The sequence below is a fragment of the Paenibacillus sp. N22P23 genome (genome assembly GCF_059383735.1).
Genome location: NZ_JBXENT010000001.1, coordinates 1,114,346 through 1,135,228, shown reverse-complemented (window position 1 = coordinate 1,135,228; position 20,883 = coordinate 1,114,346). Strand labels below are relative to the sequence as shown.

Sequence of the window (20,883 nt, the reverse complement as noted above, 5' to 3'; positions counted from 1 at the left end):
TAATTCTGGGATTTGATATTTCTTTCAAGTCGAGAAATGTCGTTCAAAATGCCCTTGAGGCGCAAAAAACGAGGAGGAATTGGTGGAATGAGTTCTTTTGCCAGAAAAGTTCGTAGAAAGCTGCCCCTGACAACCAAGTCAGCGCTCACCCTCTCCTTGCTTCTCGGTTCCTGGAGCGGTTCAGTCGTTTCGGCGGCCAGTGCTAAGGGAGCTGAGGTTTCACATCTTCTTACGTATGGAGGAGCGGCATATGCTTCATCAACGGAAGGCGGGTTGACGCCTGAGAAAGCAGTTGATGGCAGTCTGGAATCCCGTTGGGGCAGTGCGTTCAGCGCGGATCAACAATGGATCTACGTAGACCTTGGTGCTCATGCAACGATTGACAAAGCCGTCATCCGTTGGGAGAATGCCTACTCCAAGTCGTATAAGATCCAAGTGTCCGATGACGAAACGAATTGGAAGGACATCTACACGGACACCAAAGGCGACGGCGGCTTGGATACGATCAGCCTATCCGGTCAAGGACGTTATGTTCGAATGTTGTCTCTGGAGCGCAGCGGCGGATATGGTGTATCCGTTTATGAATTCGAGGTCTATGGTACAGGCGGAACGAATCCGATTCCTATCGTGCTCGGTGAAGATGTCGCCAAGAATAAGCCTATCGTAGCTTCCACTTATGAGAAAGCAGACAAAGATAAACCTGCTATGCCGCCAGAGAACGCGAATGATGGTGATGCGACGACAAGATGGTCCTCTGCGCATACAAGCAGTGAGTGGATTTATGTCGACCTTGGCAACGTGCATGACATTGGCCGCATCCGCCTGAACTGGGAAAATGCAGCTGGCCGCATCTACGATCTGCAAGTGTCTGATGATGCAGTCAATTGGACAACCATCTACCGTGAATTGAATGGTCAAGATGGCTGGATCGACACAGCGGTCTTTGCTAGCGGCCGTTATGTAAGAATGAAGGGTATTAGCCGCACAACAAGCTATGGCTATTCCTTGTTCAATTTCAGTGTCTATGATTATGTGAATGGTGATCCGAAGCCGGCATACACGATTCCCACTCTCCCTACCGCTTCGACGGTTGATGTCGGAAAAGGCAGCTATTTAACAAGCGATATCAATATGCCGCAGCCACGGCCACCGATGAACAAATCGGATGACCTGCAAGCACCTATTCCATCGAATGACTGGTGGCAATCGGTCTTGATCAAGAATTTCAGTGACAGCTTGATCACGCTTCCGCTCAAATCCAAATACTCCACGCTCGGTCTCGGTATTCTGAACCCAGGCGCAGGCTGGGTAAATGATACCGGCAACTCGCAAGCGGCTGATGGCGGACCGGATTTTTACATGCATGCCGGCAATCTCAGCACAACCAATGTGAAGAACAAAATTACAGGTTATGGTGACTGGTCTGCGACCATAACGCTGAGCGACAACGACAGCGCGAAGATGAAAACGACATTCGTCAAAGGCTCGCCGTATTTGTATTCGGAATTCAGCGACCCGACGACATCGGAGCTGTACTTCCCGGTGTCCACCCGTTTCTATGATGACAATGGTAATCCGGTTCTCGCTTCCGATGGTGCTGCTTTGACAGCAGATCATATCGGTTTCGCCGTGACGAACGTAGACGGTTCCCCGCAAGCGAATAAAGTGACTCGCAATTACGGTGTATTCGCGCCGGAAGGTTCTGTCTTCATGAAAGTCGGCAACAAAGTAAAAATCCGCTTAGGCAGCGGACAAAACTACTTATCCGTCGCATCGATGCCTGCGGCAAGCGACTTGAATTACTTCTACAAGCACGGATACGCATTCGTTACGAATACGATCGTAACGCCGAGCTTCGACGAGACAACCTCTGAAGTGGTAACGACCTTCAATGTGGAAATCGATCAGAAGCGTTTAGATATGGAACCAACGACCTTGATGGCATTGCTCCCGCACCAATGGAAGCAATCCGCTTCGTCTCTGACTCCTCTTACTTATCCCTCCATTCGCGGAACGCTGAAGCTGCATGAAGGCAATTCGTTCACAACAAAGGATCAGTTTAACGGGATCGTTCCTCAATTCACGGAGCCGGGAGATTCCTCTTATTCCCGCGAAGCGCTGCTTGAGCAATTAAGCTACTTAGATGAGTCAACTTCCAAGAACATCATGTCCGGTGATGCCTATTGGCAAGGAAAAGTGCTGCATCCGCTGGCAATGGGCGTATTAATCGCCGATCAAATCGGAGACCAAGCGTACAAAGAAGTGTTTCTTGCACGACTGAGAACGATCTTAACGGACTGGTACACATATTCCAAAGGCGAACCGGATTACTTTATGTACTATGATCCAACTTGGGGCACGATGTATTACAAAAATAGCGAGTTCGGCGCAAACACTGGCCTGACGGACCACCATTTCACCTATGGTTACTTCGTCTTCGCTTCTGCCGTACTCGCAACCTACGATCAAGACTTTAAGGACAATTATGGCGGCATGGTCGAGCATCTTATTCGTGACTACGCCAATCCGTCCAAGCAAGATCCGCTCTATCCGTTCCTCCGCAACTTTGATCCTTACGAAGGCCATTCATGGGCTGGCGGTTATGGTGACAACAACAACGGGAACAATCAGGAAGCTGCCGGCGAATCTCTATTCGGCTGGGTTGGCGAATATATGTGGAGCTTGTTGTCGGGAGACAAAGCTACCCGCGATATTTCCATCTACGGCTTCACAACAGAGCTGAAGGCTGTCGAACAATACTGGTTCAACTATGATAACGACAACTGGCTGCCGGAGTTCGCTCACAAATCAGTTGGCCAAGTTTACGGAAGCGCGTATAACTTCGGTACTTTCTTCAGCGGAGATCCTGTCAATATTTATGGTATCCACTGGCTGCCAACAGGCGAATATTTAACTAGCTACGGCTTTGATCCAGCCAAAGCAGCAGATTTGTACAACGGGATGGTGAAGGATAACGAAGGCCCTGAGGATGCATGGCAGCATATCGTATGGCCGATCGAATCGCTGAGCAATCCGCAAGCCGTACTCGATAAATTCACGGTGGATAACACACAGAAGAACGAAATTTTCAACACGTATTGGTTCGTACACAATATGGCAATGCTCGGCACGCGCACGGAGGACATTTGGGCGAGCGGTTGGTCCGGTGCATCCGTGTACAAGAAAGGTTCCGCTTACTCTGCTGAGGTATGGAACCCTACGAACGAAGCCATTACGCTAACGTTCCATAATGCTGCAGGTGTAACGGGTTCTGCGATAGTTGGCCCCAAATCGCTTGTTAAAGTCGATCCGACGAAAGTGACAGATTTGGACGCGAACGTTGCTCCTGTGCTTTCAACAGACAAGACAAGTAATGTGATTAAGCAGCCGATCGAGCTGACTTTTGCCGATCATCTGAAATGGCGTGCGTCCATCAACACAGTCGAAGTAAATGGAACAGCGCTAGCCTCATCGGACTATATCGTACAAGCAGGCAAAATCACGCTGGACGGCGCTTTGTTCCCGGTGGAAGGCAGCTACAAGATCACGGTGAAGTCTATCGATTATCCAAACACCGGCGTACAGCAAGTAGTCATCACGAATTCGACGGTCAACCTGGCTTTGAACAAGCCCACTATCACTTCGGATAAACCGAATAATCCGGGCTCTTATGCCGTAGACGGTAAACCGGATACGCGCTGGGAATCTGCTTTCAGCGACCCGCAGTTTGTTGCCGTTAATCTGAAGTCCGAATACCGAATCAGCCATGTTCGTTTGAACTGGGAAAATGCTGCCGGTAAGAGCTACAAGGTACTTGTGTCCACAGATGGTCAAAAGTGGACAGCCGTATATTCGACTACCCGTGGTCATGAAGGCATCGAGGACATCACATTCCCGGCCGTAAATGCGAGGTATGTCAAAGTAGAAGCAACAGAACGTACGACGAACTACGGTTATTCATTATGGGAGTTGGAAGTGTTCGGCACCCCTGCAGGCAGCCTGGACGCACCGGATTTGATTGCAGATTCGACGATGAATCGTGCAGGACAGCCGATAGAAGTCGGTTTCGAAGATTTCGCGGATTGGAGATCTGCGATCGAGACGGTGAAAGTGAACGGTACGCTTGTATCCACTGAGAAATACGAAGTTGCACCAGGCAAAATCATGCTGGACGGCTCCCTATTCCCTGCTGCCGGCAACTACGACATTACGATTGAAGCGAATGGATTCGTTGCATCAAGCATCCAGCAGCCGATCGTAACGAACTCGAACGTCAATCTTGCCCTGCGTAAACCGACGTTCACATCATCCGCACCTAATCAATCGAGCAGCTTTGCTGTTGACGGAAACAAAGCGACAAGATGGGAATCCGGCTTCAGCGACCTGCAGACCATTACGGTGGATCTCGGGGCAGAAGAAATCATCAGCCGTGTTCTTTTGAATTGGGAGAATGCAGCCGGTAAGAGCTACACCGTTGAAGTTTCCACAGATAACAAAGCTTGGAAAACAGTCTATGACACAACAACAGGTAAGCCCGGTGTCAACGATATCGGCTTCTCCCCTATCTCTGCGCGTTACGTCAAAGTAAACGGCACAGAACGGACAACTAACTACGGCTACTCGCTGTGGGAACTTGAAGTGTACGGTAACGGTTCCGGCCTACCGAACGCTCCGGAATTATCAGCCGATACGACGAACACAACTGTAGGGCAGCCGATCGAAGTGACCTTTAACGACGATGCGGCCTGGAGAAACGCGATCGAAACGATCCAAATCGACGGCACAACGATCAACACTTCTGACTATCGATTGATTGCCGGAAAAATCACATTTAACGCTTACTTGTTTAAGCAAGCGAAGTCGTATGTGATCTCGGTTCAAGCGAAAGCGTACACAGAAGCGTCCGTTCAACAAACTGTCGCTGTCAAAGATCAACCTGGTAATCCAGATCCCAACCCAACTCCGGATCCTGGTTCGAATCCCAACCCGCTGAACCTCGCGTTCGGTAAAGAGACTTCTTCTTCGCCGGAGTATCACCGCTCCAGCGCTGATGCAGTTGACGGTCGGTTGGATCGCCGCTGGGAGTCTGCATTTGCAGACAATCAATGGATGAGCATCAACCTTGGATCAGTGAAAACGATAAACCGTGTTGTTCTGAACTGGGAAAATGCTTTCGGCAAAGCGTACACCATTGATGTCTCCTTAGATGGGCAAACATGGTCGACTGTATACGCCACGGACAATGGCAACGGCGGCATCGATGAACTCTCATTCGCTCCTGTCCAAGCCCAATACGTGAAGATGAACGGAATCAAGCGTGGTTCCCCATATGGCTTCTCGCTATGGGAATTCGAGGTTTATGCCGGTGATAAGGCTCCTCTTGCGGGACCTGCTTTGACGGCAGACACTACAGATAACATGCTTGGCAAACCAATCGACATCACGTTCACGGATGACATCGCATGGAGAAATGCAGTCCGTGCAATTGAGCTGAACGGCGTTGCTCTTCATGCGGATCAATACACCGTAACTGCTGGTCAAATCACGCTTCATGCGGAATTGTTCACAGAATCCACTCCTTATGTGGTAACGGTTCAATCACTGGGATACGAATCGGATTCTGTGGTACAGCCAATTACAGCGGGGATCAACCTTACACACAACAAGAACACCGCTACCTCTGAAGGTGCACTTAAAGGCGGTCAGTTCGCTGTCGATGGAAGCAAAAGCACGCGCTGGGAATCGGCATTCAGCGACCCGCAGTGGATCAGTGTCGATCTTGGCACAACGAATACCATCAGCCGCGTGCTCTTGAATTGGGAGAATGCCTCCGCGAAGGCTTACTCCATCGAAGTGTCACAAGATGGTGAGAGCTGGACAACCGTTTATTCGACGAGTAAAGGAGACGGCGGAATCGATAACATCTTCATTACTCCTGTCGATGCTCGTTTCGTCAAAGTTCATGGCACTGAGCGCAATACGCAATACGGTTACTCACTGTTCGAGTTGGAAGTTTACTAATCCTATCCCTTTGTAAAGCAAACAAGCTGACGTCGTGTTCAACCGACGTCAGCTTGTTTTGTTCCTTCAATGTTTGCCTGCCTGAACCGCTTCATGCGCAGCTGGCACTTCAAGGCCGTCTCCCTCCGTTAAAGGGAACGCTGAAGTGCTGCGCAGCTTGATGATGATTTTGCGAATGCTATCTCCGGACAGATGATACTGTCGCTCAAGTTCTTGTACGGTACTTCCGTTTGCGTAACGCTGGTAGATCTCTTCGTTACGCTGTCCGATGATGACGCGTGATCCACTCTTCTCGCCCCAACCGGCGCGTTCGCTCTGCTGCTTCGGGACATAGATCAGCTCGCCCTGAATATAGCGCTGGAGCTCCTCCAATAGTCTAGGGGGAAGCACATCTCTTCCGTTCTTGTAGTTCAACGTAAACCTCCTTAATCGTATCGGCCATTGCAACGCCATCTGAATGCGATTTGTTCACGTTTCCTTCCCCCTCTCATTAATATGGAAAAAACACGATCATTCTTTAAAATCGTGCTTCAATACTCATTATAAGTGAAAACGGTTCATTCCGTCTTCCTATTGTAAGAAAAGAGAGGCCGGAAGGCCTCCCTCTTTATAGTGACCTTCGCTCTAGGCGAAAGCCACCTCCGTGTGCTTGTTCAACTGAATCAGCTCCTTTCATGAAGATTTTGTCGGGCCCGACATCTATATTAACGCATATTCAGATGCGTGCAGACAAGTGAAAGAACGGGTATAGTTGTTTTTTCGTGCGAATTGGGCTGCAATCTCTTGTGGATGGCGTGTTTACTGCAAGTATTTGCCCGTGATCGACTGCTCCGCATGGATAATCTGTGCAGGTGTTCCCTCGAATACCAGTTGACCGCCCCTGCTGCCTCCATCCGGTCCCATATCGATGATCCAATCCGCTTGGCTGATCACTTCGAGATTGTGCTCGATCACGATCACCGTATTGCCGGCATCCACGAGGCGGTTCATGATCGCCAGAAGATGACCGATATCCGACATATGCAGACCGGTCGTCGGCTCATCCATGACGTAGATGCTGCCCTTCTTATGCAGTTCGCTTGCGAGCTTGATGCGTTGGCATTCCCCGCCCGAGAGCGTGCTCATCGGTTGGCCTAGTGTAATATAAGTCAGCCCGACGTCACTCATCGCCTGAAGCTTGCGAACGACCTCCTTGAGCTCGAAGAACTCCAACGCCTGTTCCACGGTCATCTCCAGTACATCTGCGATCGATTTGCCGTTAAACTTATATTCAAGCACCTCCTCCTTGAACCGTCTGCCTCCGCATACTTCGCATGGCAGATCCACGCTGTCTAGGAATGAAAGGTCGATTGACACGACGCCTTGCCCCTGGCAGTTCTCACAAGCGCCTTTGGAGTTAAAGCTGAACAAGCCCTGATTAACCTTATTCGCCGAGGCAAAAGCCTTGCGTACATCATCCATGATGCCGGTATACGTCGCTGGATTCGAACGTGAAGAGATGCCAATCGCCGATTGGTCGATGACGATCGCATCGGAATGCTGACTTAGGAAGACGTCGTTAATCAGCGTACTCTTGCCGGAGCCAGCGACGCCTGTAACAACCGTTAGGATGCCGGTTGGAATATCTACGCTTACGTTCTGCAGGTTATGCAGTGTGGCATTCTTGACGGGCAGCTTGCCGGATGGGTTTCTGCATTCCTGCTTCAGTTGGAGCGGCCGTTTCATATGGTTGCCCGTCAGCGTACCTGATTCCAGCAAGCCGTCGTAGCTTCCCTCAAACACGATGTTGCCGCCGCGGCTGCCGGCGTTAGGCCCGACGTCGACAATATGATCCGCCACCTTGATGACATCAGGATCATGCTCGACGACAATGACCGTATTGCCTTTGTCGCGCAGCTTCTGAAGCAATTCATTTAACCGATGAACGTCGCGTGGGTGCAGCCCAACGCTAGGCTCATCGAAGATATAGGTGACATCGACAAGGCTGCCGCTCAGATGTTTGACCATTTTGACGCGCTGCGACTCACCTCCGGACAATGTGTCCGTCTCGCGATCCAGCGTCAAGTAATCAAGGCCGATATCGACAAGGTGTTGAAGCCGATCCGTCAGCGACTTAATAACTGGAGCGGCGACAGGATTCTCGATCTCCCGAACGACCCGGATAAGCTGACCGACTTCCATGGCGGACAAATCCGCGATATTATAGCCGTTGATTCTGCAGCGAAGTGCCGCTTGACTGAGTCTTGCGCCGTGGCAGCTGGAGCAGGAACCCTCAATGATGAACGGAGCAACGGTTTGCTGCGTCCGATCGGACATCGTTTTTACGTCTCGCTTGATGTACTTGTTGGTAAACTTCTCGATGACGCCTTCCACCGTAATATTCATCGCTTTCCCGGCGAAATCCATCTCGACTTTACGCGCCTTCGCGTACAAGAGCTGCTCCAATTCCTCTTCCGAGTACTCGCTCAGCTTCTTGTCGACATCGAAGGAGCCCGACTGCAGGATCATGTTTATTTCCCAGCCGCCGACTTTGTAATCCGGAAGCATAATTGCCCCTTCATTGAGCGACTTTGACATGTCTATTGCTTTGCCCAGGTTCACGATCATACTGCGGCCGATGCCGTTGCACTCGGGACACATGCCTTGCGGATCGTTAAACGAGAACATGTTCGCAGGACCAACGTAAGGCTGACCAGCCCGCGATAAAAGAAGACGGAGAATGGGAGAAATATCGGTTATCGTACCCATCGTAGAGTGGGAACCGCCGCCAAGGCGCTTCTGATCCACGATAACAGCCATGCTTAGGTTCTCGATGGCATCCGCTTCAGGTTGCGGAACCTTGGGCAGGAATGTACGCACGAACATGCTGAAATTCTCGTTAAGCAATCGCGTCGATTCTGCGGCAATCGTATCAAAGACGATCGATGATTTACCCGATCCGGATACCCCCGTGAAAATCGAGATCTTCCGCTTCGGAATGCGCAAGGATACGTTCTTAAGATTGTTCTCTCTCGCACCTGAGATGACGATATATTCTTGATTGGATTCGCTCATGCTAATTCTCCTCCCGATCATGTTCATTGTCCGAAGCAGACATAAACCGGCTGCATTCAACATGCAGCCGGTTTATTTCGTTTCGGGTTAATCAAGGTGACTCTGTACTATTCAAACAGCTTTACCAGCTGACCGAGCATTGCACCCCAGCCATATTTAGCGCCATTGAGTGCTTGTTCGTTGGAGATTCCGGTTTGTTCAAGATGGAGATTAACCTTACCGTCCCCAAGATCCTGCACAGTCCAGGTAACCGTATGCTTCTCCTCGCCGGTCCCCCAAGTGTAGGACAACGTGCTCGGCTCGTCTACTATAAGCACTTCGCCTTCAACGATACCATCCCAATATTCAGTTGGTTTCTGGCGGAACTGGAATCGGTGTCCAACAACGGGCTGAAAATCATTTTCCATGACCCATTTAGCAAGCTTAGTTGGATCGGTTATTGCGCTCCATACCTTCTCAACTGTTGCTGTATATTGATAATCCAAATTTAAAGTAAAACTCATTCTTCTTCCTCCTCTAATAAGTGTTGCAAACGAATCAGATTCGTGTTCCAAAATTTACTGTAGAAAGAAACCCAATGTTGAATTTCTCGAAGTGGTTCGGCGTTTAAGCGAAAGCGCGTTTCTCTGCCGACCTTTCGGTCAAGGACGAGCCCGGCTTCTTTAAGGATTGTCAAATGCTTAGATACCGCTGTGCGCCCCATTTGAAACTGTGCCGTTAACTCGTGCAGCGGCAATTCCTCTGCCTCTGCTAGCAGACGAATCAATTGGCGTCTGGTTGGATCAGCAATCGCATCAAACGTATCCCGCAACTGGTTGTTCTCGCTCACAACACCCTCTCCTAATTTTGTTGACTCTCGAATTGGACACCATTTGGTGACATATTTATTATAGGACTCAATTTGGTGTCATGTCAACAACATGCCTGCGAATTATAGCTACCGCTTATTTCATCTCAAACTCGCTTTTCTATCATACATCACCAGCCATGAATATAAAAAAGCAGCAGATCGAAGCGATCTGCTGCCTAGTGATGTCGTGGCTTCAATTAGTAGATGCACCTGCAGCATCGGTACGCTTCTCGCCCTTCTTGGCGATTTCCATCGTTCCGGTCTCAGTATCCACCTCTCCGAACCCATAGTGCCGATAGCCCGTCTGCGTAAACGCTCCTTCGGCATTTACAACGCCGTATTCGCTCCATCCGGTCTCACCGAATATGCCGCTATTATAATAAATGTAATCGCCACTCGGTTTTGGTGCGTCGCCTACGCTGTCCGTCCAATTCCGCTTCATGAAAATACGGAGTTGATCCTCTATTGGCCCAGATAATCTCCCGGCCCAAGTAACAACTGCCTGGTCGTCGATGATTGCAATCTGCTGCGCAAGATTCCCATCAATACGGATATAACGAAGAGCTTCACCTTCGAGGAACAACATTGTCGTGCCGTCTGCCTCCCCGACATTACCTGCGATTAACGGCTTGATCGCATACTGCGGATTATAGCTGAGACCAACCGCAATTTCGCGAGCCTCAGCGAGGTCGCCATTATATAGCGTCTCTTGCTTCTTCTTGCCGAGGTAGGATGCGATGAACACAGTCCGATCATGCCAATCGGCGGCATAGCCGAATTGAGCAGCCAGGTAGCGAAGCGGTACATAGGCACGATTCCCGTGCAGTTTCATAGGCGAGTCAATCCGCTCAGTTGCTTTGCTTGTACCGCCAGGCTGATCACGCAGGGCCACAGCAACGCTGCTAAAGGCAGTGAATCGAACCGTAACGCCCCACTTGCGAACGACTGCCGTATTCGTCTTGGCATTCCAATCTACGTTTGCGCCGAAAGCTTCACTGACTGCGCGCAGCGGCACGAGCACCCGTCCGTGATCAATGATTGGAGCGTTATCCGACGATGTCGCCTTTCCCATCACTTCAATTCGAATGGCTGTAGAGGCGGCATTCGCATGTGCCTGCCTTGAGCCAGGTAATACGAAGAAAGCACCGGCCATAACGGATGTCGCGACTACCGCAGCTGCAATTTTATGTCTCATTCGTCACACACTCCTTATCGTCATAGTAGATCGCTGAGAATATCGATCCTTGATTACATACTAAGACGATGGCAAAGTGGAAATGGTTGCTTGTCCCAGGTTCCAAATGGTTTGGAGTCGTTAATTCATGTCATTAATTAAAGTCATTAATATTCTGGCACAATCTCCGTTTTCGAACGTGGATTCAGTTTATAGGGCACCACATCACCTGTCGCCAAGTACCAATCCGCGATTCGTTCCGTCAATTGCAGCCGAACGTTCATGAATCTTTCGTCGTCTATAATGTTGTTAAGCTCATCAGGATCAGCCGATAAATCGTAGAGCTCATCTCTCTCATATAACCGGCGGACAAGCTTCCAATCGCTGGAGCGAATCATAACTGCTTTACCGTGCTGCTCTAGAAACTCGGACTGCACACTCACCCTTGGCCAATAAACATGCGATGATGCAGGCCCAGGCTCATGGGTGTGTGGCTCCTCGATCAATGCGCCTCCTTCACAAAAGACATGCTCCCGGTGCTCAGCAGTTGCGCCTGTGCTAATTGGAATCAGTGATTTTCCGAAATGAGTATGCCTCTGGGGAATCTTGGCGAGTTCCGACACAGTTGCATAAAAGTCGATTAGTTCCACGAGGGCATTCACTGGCTCTGCTCTACTCGGAACTGGCACCGAAGCAGGAAACTTGATGACGAGCGGAACGCGGGTCAAGTCATCCTCGAACGTCACTTGCGTTTTTTCAACCATTCGGTAATCCCCTGCGTATTCTCCATGATCGCTGAAGACAAAGACAGCCGTCTCCTCCCAATTATCCGATTCCTTAAGAGCATGTGTCAGCCTGCCAAGTGCAGCGTCCGTTTTCGTTATCATGCCGTAATATACGGCAAGGATTTCCTTGAAGTCTTCTTCATGCAAGTCATCTAATTTCATGCGAGCTCGAATTTCATCGAGATGTCTCGTCTTCGTTCCTCTTTCCGGTATCGGAATCAGCGGCGGCAACTGCTCGCGATCATACATCGAATAATAAGGTTCCTCCACTTGAAAAGGGACATGAGGATCATGCAAAGTAAGACATATGCAGTAAGGTTCCTGAGGGCCATTCTGCATAAACTCGATCGCTGCCTGAACGAGCGCATCATCATTGCTGACAATCTCGTGTTCTGCAACTTTGCCCCGATAATGTGTATAAAACAACGGATCATCTTGTTCCATAGGTGCCGGAGCAAAACGTTCATAATTCGCATCCTCTGGCGTTACACGAATATCGCAAACCTCCGATTGATGCTCCACACGAACGACATCATTTTTGCCGCCCCACCACACGGTATACCCAGCATCTTTGAGCTCTTGTAGCAAAAATGGCTCCTCCGGAGACAGCATGTGATGCATGGTTCGGTGCCCCCTTACGTGGGGATACCAGCCGGTCATGAATGAACAACGGCTCGGCGTGCAAACCGTGTTCTGGACAAAACATCTGGAGAATGCCACCCCCTCTTGTGCAAGCGCATCCGTATGCGGTGTTCGAACGACCGGATTGCCTAAACAACCCACGTCCTTGCCCCGCCACTGATCCGGATTGAAAATAATGATGTTAGGTCTTCGCTCACTATTGGGCATCTATCTCATTCTCCATTCTAAATGGAATCTGCATATCTAGCTTTGATACAAACCAAAAGACGGATTCCACTTGGTTAAGGGAAACCGTCTTTGATAACTAACGTGATTAAGTATTCGTCTTTCTCCGCACAGGATATAGCATTGTAAAATTGAATGTTTCAATTTCAGTGTAAGGTACAGTAAGAGCATTCAACGGTTTAAAAGGAACCGTCTCCATTCCGAGTACTCCTTCACTTGAATCGAGTTCATAGTCTGGTGACTGTTCTAGCCAAGCAAATATCGCATCATAAACGCGCCACATATGTGCCTCATCCCCGAATACATGGGCACTGGCGCAGAGGCCTCCACGAACTTCTAAAGTCTCAATACCATCAGGAACATCACCGAACGCATTGACTACCAGTCCCACCCAGAGCGTGTCCACTTGCTTGTTCCACTGCTCTTGCGGAATGAATACATACGCATTAGTTTCTATAGAAAGTCGTGCATCATTCAGCGGGATCTGCTCAGTTAGCGTACTCCATGCTTTCCGGGTTCCACTCTTGTCTTCCGTCATCCCCGTCCGGACAGCCAAAGCCTTGAATGGAGCTACTTCAATTAACTCAACTGCTATCGTATTCTGCATAACGACCTCTCCTCTCACAATCTCCTATTGGCAACCAATAATTAACCTTCGAGAAATGGTTATCGAACAGACCGTTGGATCAATTGAATCGTCTTGCGAGCGCCTTCGATCTCATTGCCGTCGGCCGGCACGCTTTCGACACCCCAGGTTCCTTGGAATCCATTATCTTGCAGCAATTTACAGAAGGCGGGAACATTCTGGGTCAGTTCTTGTCCATCCTCTGTGAAATGGAAAGTTTTGATATGAGTGACAGTTGCGTACTTCGCGCACTTCAACCAGCCTTCAGCCTGCTTTCCGTGTGCCCAATTCCATGAATCCAGCAACAATCCCAGCCCGGGAACCGCTTCCAAAAGTTTAACCGTATTGTCCGGATCTACGGTTGGCCCCCAGTGATTTTCCACGATGACCTGGATTCCGGCACGCTGCGCACGGTCAATGAGATCCTGATATCCTTCAACAACAATGTCAAACACTTCTTCCGTCCATTGCTGTGGTCCGCCGGAGTCGATACGGATCGAGGATGCGCCGAGTTTCTCGGCAATTTCGATCCAGCGATAAGCCCGCTGCCGATTGCTAATTCGTGCTTCCTCGGACTCTTCATAGATATGAGCCCCGTCAACGGCGATACAGCCGAATGGCAAACCGGCTTCTTCGGCCGCAAGCTTCACGCGTTCCAGAAATTCATCGTCCATGGCCGTCAGATGCTGAGACTGGTCTGGGTTGGCACCGGCATGCAGCGCCTCCTCACCATGATTCAACTCGGCCAGGTGTGCATTCCAAGGATCAAGCTGTGTACATCCGAGTTCCTTGCAATCCTGAATATATTGGAAAATATCCTGTTTCCCCGCCGCCAGCATTCTGTGAAAACTGAACGAACAAATGCTAATATTCATACGGTATCCCTCCTATGGTTACGATAATGGCTACTCACTGGAACATATTCCATTAACCTCTTCCATTTTCCTCCTATTAACTTTGCATAGTGATTAAACGCTCCTCGCCTGAAGGGCAGCTTCAACTGACTTAACCATGGGTTCAATACGATCCCAACGGTTCATGCAGTGATAAAGAATCATGTCCAAATCGTTTTCATTCTGTGCTTCTTCGGTGTTGCGATAAAGAATATTCATTAGCCAATTGGTCAGATTCCGAAGGTGGTGGCGGTAGGCGTAAAACCGTAATAAATCAAGATTAATCACCACAGTTTTGCCTAAATGCTTCTCGTAAGCGGAAAAGAACACATCGAACTCCTCACCTATATAGCCGATCAAATCAAATTCTGGAGGCGCAATTACCGCTGATTCCCAATCAATAACATATAACTCGTTGTCGTGAAGGATTAAATTCCCACCCCAAATATCACCGTGGCACAATACGTTCTCATTCGTGTCGGTTATTGCTGCAAGGCAAAGTTTACGAACGAGTTTTAATAGGACAAAGATTTGCTCTTTCTTTGGCAAAACATGCTCTCGTAAGGCTTGTTTAGTGGGATTGTCAAATGTCATGGTGCTTTCAAGCAGCGAAATACATTTCTCAAGTTCAAGCTCAAAGGAAATATCAAATGTTTCTGTCAAGATTGTATCCTTCTCTATGAAAGGGGTAATCAAATGAATTGCAGCCATTGATTCAGCAATAGATTCAAGGATCTCTTCTGAGAACGGGTATGCATCAGCCAACGATTCCCCATGAATATAGTTAAATAATACGACCGTAATCTCTTGGAATGTTGTTGAAAAACCGCCATCCTGATTCCTAATTGGATAGGTAATCTTCTGAAAAAGCTTTTGATGAGACATGTTCCAAGTTAATGGCAAGTAATATTGAAATCGATCCATACTCATTCGTTGTCTGTCATTGGTATGATCAAATAATTTCAGATAATACCGCTCTCCATTTATGCATTCCACCCAGTACGAGTAAGCTGAGTCCCCAACAGGAATGAAGTGAATGCTTTCAATATGTATCCCGTATTCTTTATCAAGGATCGTTGCCAGCACACGATCTTCGATACGATATTTTACTTCCAAACTATTCACTCCCTCCGTTTACACCAACAACAAACGGCAGCCAATCTAAATGATCGCTGCCGCTTGCTATGTCATTTGCACAAACTTAACACCTTACATGTTTTCGTTTGAAACCAATCTGCCCTTTATCTATAGCCTTCTGGATATTATCGATAGCGGATATAAGCTTGCTTTTGGCCTTCTCCTTTTTGACTTCTACAGGGCCAACTGCTTTTGCAATCTCGACAGCTTTATCATGGAGTGGCGTATAAGATACGGCTACGGTGTAAATGAAATTATTCATCGCATACTTCGTTCGTTCGGGTGAATCGTGGATCGTGGCTGCTGCTTGATCAAGCATATTGGCAAGTTTAGTTTCGGAAAATTCGCTGTCCTTTCGATTGCCGAGCAGCCAGCAGTAACAACTCCAGCCGCCTGACATTCGCAGCTCTTCCCCGCTTGCAATCCATTTATCGGCAACCTCTTGCGCAATATCGGACTCCGCCAACGTTACGGACACGACATAATCGGACAGCATAAAGAAATAAGCCGAATCCATCCACCGATCAAAATCTGCCGCAGTCATTGCTTTGGGGTCCGCAATTACGCCGGCGAAGTACATCGCATCGTAATTTCCCGTGGCGTACAGCTCCTCGGCTAAAGGCTGATTGATTTTTATTTTCTTCGCGATCGGCTTCATCTCGCCTGTGGTCGCTCCAAACAACGGTTCCTGCGCCCCATTGGACATGTACATTTTCTTGCTGCGTTCTTTGCCGATTCCTTCAAGCTCCTGCATGACTGTTTCCAAGTTCATCGAATAGCACGTCCTTATTTGTGTAATCGTTCAACAGGCTGCTGAAACATCTTCATAGCTTATTATAATGAAAATAGCAGGATAAGTTAAGCCTATTCAGCCTTGGCAATCGCTCTCTTAAGCTTATCGTAATCGGCGAAGTCCACATATTTAACCATGTTAATAACAAACAGCTTGCTGACGTCCTCTCTTGAACGAAAGGCGCCGGCAAGCCGCTAGAATCGATTTGGATTACATTTCGTCCTTCAATCATCTCTCAACGGATACGTAATAATTCCCTTCAACAAATGGAAACCGTTCCAGCGCATCTTCAGCCAATTCCACGCCGAGTCCCGGTTTGTCCGGAAGCTCAAGCCATCCACCTTGAATGACGGGGCTTTCCTTCACCAGTCCCCATTGCAACGGTCCTTGAATGCGGCACAATTCCACTAGGATTGGATCTGGAAGTGCAGCAACGAAATGCGCGTTTGCCATCGTCATGACACCGTTATGCCAGTTATGGGGAATCGTCGGAACACCGTATTGCATGCCAAACTGTGCAATCGACATAGCTGCGGTAATCCCGCAAATCCCTGCATCCTGCTGAATAATCGAATACGCTTGTCGCTCCATATAAGGAATGAACTGTTCTACCGTCGTGTATTGTTCTCCTCCGGTAACCGGAACATTCAAGGCAGCGTTCAGCCTCGCATAGCCGTCAACGTCCTTCTGCGGGATCGGTTCCTCGAACCATCGGAATCCGCCAATGCGATCAAGACCTTTGCCGAGTGCGAGCGCAATCTCTTCTGTCAGGCGCTGATTACCGTCAATGGCAAGCTCCATCCGGCCTTTCACTGCCTGCGACAACTCCTGAATCAGACCGAGCATACGATCCACGGTTACGCTATCCCAAGCCCAGTGCGTGCCTACTCTGAACTTGAAAACCTTGTAGCCTTCGGCAACATACGATAAGGCTTCTTCAATGAGCTGCTCCGGCCGCGCTCTCCAATCGTAGCTGCAGCCACCGGATGCATAAAGCTGTACTTTGTTAATCGGATTGGGCGATAGCAGCTGGGCTACAGGTTTGCCGGCTAATTTTCCACGAATATCCCAAAGTGCACAATCGATGCCTGATATCGCGCAATCATAGGCCCACGATTGCCCATTCGGATGCAGCACAATGGATGGATCCCTCGGGTCGCGGCCGACCAGCAATGGGCTGACTCTCCTTACCATATCGCTGATCTTACCGGGTACACCATAGGCGCAAGCTTCGCCGATTCCTGTAATGCCAGCGTCGGTCCGAATGACAACGATCGCGGCTTCTGCTTTGATTGTCCGGAAAGTCGACGTCATCCATTGCCTGTCAGGTTCATGCATTCTGGATAACAAAATCGTTTCGACATGCGTTATTTTCACATCTGACATCGCAGCTACTCCCCCTATTGCTATGAATAGAAATCCTTATCCCCTTCTTAAGGGAATTGAATAAAAGTATAGACAGCTGATGCATGCAAACCAATGGACTTTCCTACGTTATTTGGACTGTTTCATCGTACAATCTCATCTCGCACTCCTCATCTTGCATTGGGTGAAATTCTAACGAACCGTGAGGGCGTTATTTGGCCGAGTTTCGGGCTTTTGAGAATCTAACGAACCGTACAGGTCTTATCGTGGGTTAATCGGCTCCCAAACGCGCAAAAACATTCAAATAAGACCTCCACCGTTCGTTAGAATTTATTCGGCGCTATTTTCGGGCAATAAGCGCCGTACGGTTCGTTAGAGCATCGACGCTATCATGTTGCAGGAACGCACAGGGTCGAAACAAACAGTCCGTGCGCACTAGACTTGTTAGCAAGGAATGAGTAATAAAGAACGGACGAAGGCGTTGTCAACAGCCGGAGGCCGATCATAGATCGGCCTCCGAATTCGCACACCTTATTCTCCTGTTGGATAGAGGATACGTGCGTCTCCCCAGTCCGCGTGATCCCAATCGCCGCCGTTGCTGCCATTGGTAACGACGAGCTTCAGCTCGTTGACGCCGGCGATGTCAAGATCAATAGCTTGCGTCGCTGCTGCGGCGTCCATGAAACCACTGTCGATTGTCAGTACACCATCAAGCCAAACCTGGAAGTTAACGCCACCATTGCCATATGTCTCGTCGTCGACACCAACGCTCGCTTGGAATCTGGCATATTCGCCTCCTAGCGTGTACACGATCGTTGATTCGGCGTGGGTACCTAAGCCTTTTGCATAGACGACATTGTTCAGTGTGATTGGTCTGCCATCTGACGATTTATCCCGTTGGATGTTACCCCATCCTGCAACACCGTAATCCCATGAATAGTCGCTGAGATACACTGTCGGCGAAGAAGGCGGTGCCAGTACGGCTGTAATTTCGTTACTAGCATCGGAACTGTTGCCCGCTGCGTCTTTCGCTTTTACGGTAAAAGCACTGGCGGTGCCGGGTATGAGGCCGGATGCCGTGAACGATGTTGCGGATGCACCTGAAGTCGAACCGACCAGGTTGCCGTTCCTGTAAACCTCGTAACCAGTAACAGCCTTATTATCGGCTGACGCTGTCCAAGTAAGCGTTGCACTGGTGCCGGTTACGGATGCAGCGGTTAAACCTGCTGGCGCAGTTGGCGGCTGCGAATCCGGAAGTTCTGTCGTCACACTAAGCGCAGCGCTGGCATCTGAGACATTGCCGGCAGCATCACGCGCGCGCAACGTTATACTGTATGTCGTGATTGGCGATAGCCCCGTAAGCGTGATAGCTAATTCACCGGGTGCAGTGCTGCCTGCGAGAGCCCCATCTCTATAAACATCGTAACCGACGACGCCTACATTGTCGGATGCCGAGCTCCACGTCAATTCAATGGTCTCATCCGTCTGCGATGGAGAAACTAGATTCGTAGGAACGTTCGGCTTCTTCGTATCAGGCAGGCCAGGACTGACCAGAATGACCGTTTCCTTCACATTCGAACGTCCTTCATTGTCCCATACGACAAGTGTTACTCGGTAAATGCCTGGTTTATCATAGACGTAAGTCGGCTTAGCAGAAGCACTAGGCAGTCCGGCACCGAAATCCCATAGATAGTTTGCAATCGACCCATTATCCGTCGAAGTGCTGACGAAAGTAACCGGTGCTCCTGCACGAACCAGGATCGGATTCGTAAAGTTAGCCACAGGCTTCGCATTGGTAAACCCGCGCGAAGTTGGCTGAGCATTAGTACCGTTATGAAAGACAAGATTGCCTGACCATTCCAGGTGCTGCGCGGCTGTAGGATAAGGATCCATCGTTACATCCTTGTTGCCGGAGATGAGATTGTTGGTGAAGCTAAGTCGGTCGACTCCCGCTGCTCCGGTAATTTCAATCGCCTTACGACCGTTGTTTGCGATCAGGTTGCTGTCGAACGAAAGGTTCTGCGCGTTTCCGTGGATGCGTATGCCATTTCCCTCATAACCTGGATAGGCGGCTTTCGGATTCCCAAGCTGCGTGTTAATAAAGCTGTTCTTATAGAAATATTGGAACTGTTCGGTCTCGCTCGAACCTGCGCCTTGGAGCTGCATGCCCCACATGACCATGTTCTTCACCACATTGTAGCTCCACAATTGATGTCCTGTTCCAGGAGATTGTTGAATGCCAACTTGCTGGCCGCCATCGACCAGATTATCTGTCGTGACGGCGTTTTCAGCCATGATTTCCAGCCCAATCGAACCCACTCTACCATCAGTCGGATGCACGATATTCCGGCGTACGGCTATATTCTTAGAGCGCACGGCGCTGATCCAGAAGTCTACATTGTTATCTTCGATGATGGAGTTGTCCGAATTCGTGTGAAGCTCAATGGCCAGGCCGTGTTCCTTCAAGCCCGATCCCGTAATTTTATTAGATCTTACGATCGCGCCGGAGCTTCCGTCATTAATGAGAATTCCTCCACGTCCGGTATTCGCGATGACGTTATTCTCGACGGACACATTCTTGGAATCCCAGCCTGCGCGAACGGCGGCACCCCAGATCGAGCCTACTCCGATGTTCGAGATGTTATTGTTTGTGATCCGGACATTCTGCGAGCCGATGACGTAAAGCGCATGGGGACCGAAACCTTCTACGGCGGAGAAATCCTTGACGATCAGCCCGCTCATCTCGTTTCCGCCACCCCCTTCGGATACGGCAGCTGACATCGCCACTGTGCTGTTGTTGCCGTCGAGCGTCATATTTCTGATCGATGCGCCGGATACATTGAGAAAATAAAACATGTACGTCTCCGGGTTGTCCTTGTATTTCACGATCGTACTGCTGCGGTTCTCCCCACGTATAGCGACGCCTGATTTGCCTTTTACAGTGCCGGCCAAATAATACGTTCCATTCGGGAGGAGTACCGTATCCCCCGGCGATGCTGCGTCGATTGCCGCTTGAATCGCGGCTTTGTCGTCTAGGTCATCTGCCCCGTTTGCCCCGAAATCGACGGCGGATAAAGTCGTTGATACGACAGGCGCTGCTGCGGCCTCGTTCAAAGGGATTGCAGACATTACTATGATGGCAGACAAGAACACGCGAATTGCAGTTTTCTTGGATGGCTTCACTTTCATTCTTCATTTCTCTCCTTCAAAGGTGGATTTACAGTGACTTCAGCTGCAGGGATTCAACATGATGGATAGATGAACAGGTAACCCTCCTTTGACCGAAAATGTGGTAGTGAATTCCAATATATCCATCTAA

The 20,883-nt window shown here is 49.4% G+C and carries 13 protein-coding genes; 1 reads left to right on the top strand and 12 read right to left on the bottom strand.

The window, feature by feature from the left end:
* The first annotated feature begins 87 nt into the window (after positions 1 to 87).
* Complete coding sequence (locus AC506A_RS05485; protein WP_495459958.1) at positions 88 to 6,021, top strand: discoidin domain-containing protein; 5,934 nt, start codon at positions 88 to 90, stop codon at positions 6,019 to 6,021.
* Between the two features lie 66 nt (positions 6,022 to 6,087).
* Here the strand turns inward: AC506A_RS05485 and AC506A_RS05480 are convergent, their stop codons facing one another.
* From AC506A_RS05480 to AC506A_RS05425, 12 genes are all read right to left on the bottom strand, one after another.
* The gene (locus tag AC506A_RS05480) at positions 6,088 to 6,435 is read right to left on the bottom strand and encodes a CD3324 family protein (RefSeq protein WP_495459957.1); all 348 of its coding nucleotides are present in this window, start codon (positions 6,433 to 6,435) and stop codon (positions 6,088 to 6,090) included.
* Positions 6,436 to 6,819: 384 nt separating this feature from the next.
* On the bottom strand, positions 6,820 to 9,075 hold the full coding sequence (locus AC506A_RS05475; protein WP_495459956.1) for an ATP-binding cassette domain-containing protein: 2,256 nt from the start codon (positions 9,073 to 9,075) through the stop codon (positions 6,820 to 6,822).
* Between the two features lie 107 nt (positions 9,076 to 9,182).
* Positions 9,183 to 9,578, bottom strand: coding sequence for an SRPBCC family protein (locus AC506A_RS05470; RefSeq protein ID WP_495459955.1), 396 nt, complete (start codon positions 9,576 to 9,578; stop codon positions 9,183 to 9,185).
* Positions 9,575 to 9,904 carry an ArsR/SmtB family transcription factor gene (locus tag AC506A_RS05465; RefSeq protein ID WP_495459954.1) on the bottom strand — a complete coding sequence of 110 codons (330 nt, stop codon included), beginning with the start codon at positions 9,902 to 9,904 and terminating at the stop codon, positions 9,575 to 9,577. The genes AC506A_RS05470 and AC506A_RS05465 overlap by 4 nt, the downstream gene beginning before the upstream one ends.
* Positions 9,905 to 10,118: 214 nt before the next feature.
* Positions 10,119 to 11,120: a stalk domain-containing protein gene (locus AC506A_RS05460; RefSeq protein ID WP_495459953.1), complete on the bottom strand. Its 1,002-nt coding sequence runs from the start codon at positions 11,118 to 11,120 to the stop codon at positions 10,119 to 10,121.
* Between the two features lie 146 nt (positions 11,121 to 11,266).
* Entirely contained in the window at positions 11,267 to 12,733 is a 1,467-nt protein-coding gene (locus tag AC506A_RS05455; RefSeq protein WP_495459952.1) for a sulfatase family protein, read from the bottom strand.
* Positions 12,734 to 12,839: 106 nt separating this feature from the next.
* Complete coding sequence (locus tag AC506A_RS05450; RefSeq protein ID WP_495459951.1) at positions 12,840 to 13,358, bottom strand: GyrI-like domain-containing protein; 519 nt, start codon at positions 13,356 to 13,358, stop codon at positions 12,840 to 12,842.
* 59 nt (positions 13,359 to 13,417) lie between these two features.
* Positions 13,418 to 14,251: a sugar phosphate isomerase/epimerase family protein gene (locus AC506A_RS05445; protein WP_495459950.1), complete on the bottom strand. Its 834-nt coding sequence runs from the start codon at positions 14,249 to 14,251 to the stop codon at positions 13,418 to 13,420.
* 93 nt (positions 14,252 to 14,344) lie between these two features.
* Positions 14,345 to 15,385: a phosphotransferase family protein gene (locus tag AC506A_RS05440; protein ID WP_495459949.1), complete on the bottom strand. Its 1,041-nt coding sequence runs from the start codon at positions 15,383 to 15,385 to the stop codon at positions 14,345 to 14,347.
* Between the two features lie 85 nt (positions 15,386 to 15,470).
* Positions 15,471 to 16,178, bottom strand: a complete 708-nt coding sequence (locus AC506A_RS05435; RefSeq protein ID WP_495459948.1) for a DNA alkylation repair protein — start codon at positions 16,176 to 16,178, stop codon at positions 15,471 to 15,473.
* 249 nt (positions 16,179 to 16,427) lie between these two features.
* Positions 16,428 to 17,585: a mandelate racemase/muconate lactonizing enzyme family protein gene (locus AC506A_RS05430; protein ID WP_495459947.1), complete on the bottom strand. Its 1,158-nt coding sequence runs from the start codon at positions 17,583 to 17,585 to the stop codon at positions 16,428 to 16,430.
* Between the two features lie 510 nt (positions 17,586 to 18,095).
* Positions 18,096 to 20,753 (bottom strand): NPCBM/NEW2 domain-containing protein, encoded by a 2,658-nt coding sequence (locus AC506A_RS05425; RefSeq protein WP_495459946.1) that lies wholly within the window; start codon positions 20,751 to 20,753, stop codon positions 18,096 to 18,098.
* Between the last annotated feature and the right edge of the window lie 130 nt (positions 20,754 to 20,883).